This window comes from Leisingera sp. F5 (genome assembly GCF_001593695.1).
The window spans coordinates 1-1,060 of record NZ_LUKH01001388.1 but is presented as its reverse complement, the minus strand read 5'-3'; the positions used below and the strand labels follow the sequence as shown (position 1 = coordinate 1,060).

The window sequence follows — 1,060 nt, the reverse complement described above, 5'->3', positions numbered from 1 at the left end:
ATCTTAATATGTATCAATTTGAATGTGAGTGCAGGGGGCTTTGTAACATATCAGCTGTGAAACTTGTCTGAGATCAGGAAGCGCAGGCAGATTTCATGAGTGGAAAATGCATGATCCGCTGTTGATAGTTACAAATGCACCTAATAGCAGGGGGGCAACTGGTTCGTAAAACGAACCCTGCGCGGGGCCTTGGTGGCGGAAACGGAAAGAATTCTGCCATCTGCCGCAGTAATGTTGCGAGAGCGGCGGACCCTGCAAATGATTTGGTCTAAGGGAGGACAGACATGACTACTCGGAGAAAGCTATTGGGGGCAGCGGGGGCAGCGGCCTTGGCAATGTTCGGCGCAATGCCGGCATTTGCCCAGGAGGTGACCCTGAAACTGCACCAGTTCCTGCCGGCACAGGCAAACGTGCCGAAACTGATCCTGGATGTTTGGGCGGACAACGTCGAGGAATCCTCGGGCGGGCGCATCAAGGTTGATCGCTTCCCGTCGATGCAGCTGGGGGGTAAGCCGCCTGAGCTGATGGACCAGGCCATTGATGGCGTGGCGGATATTGTCTGGACTGTGGTAGGCTATACCCCGGGCCGCTACCCGTCGACCGAAGTGTTCGAGCTGCCGTTCATGATGACCAATGCGCGCGCCGTGTCGCACGCCTATTGGGAAATGTTCGACAAGCACATGAAGGACACCGAGTTCAAGGATGTCCACATTCTGGGCACCTGGGTGCACGGGCCCGGCTTGATCCACACCGCCGACCCGGTGGAAACGCCTGAAGATCTGGAAGGCATGAAGATCCGCGGCGGTGGCCGGTCAGTCAACGCATTGCTGACTGAGCTGGGTGCAACCCCGGTGGGGATGCCAGTTCCGGCGATTCCGGAAGGTCTGTCCAAGGGCGTGATCGACGGCACCACCATTCCGTGGGAAGTGACGGCGGCGCTGAAGGTCCCGGAGCTGGTGGAGAACCACACTGAGTTCACTGGCAAGGCACTGTATACGCTGACCTTTGTTCTGGCGATGAACAAAGAGAAGTATGAGAGCCTGCCGGATGACTTGAAAAA

1 protein-coding gene is annotated in these 1,060 nt (G+C 56.9%); it reads left to right on the top strand.

The annotated features are described in order from the left end of the window. Window positions 1-284: 284 nt before the first annotated feature. The coding region (locus A2I95_RS41665; RefSeq protein WP_291738123.1) for a TRAP transporter substrate-binding protein at window positions 285-1,060 on the top strand (776 nt) is incomplete at its 3' end.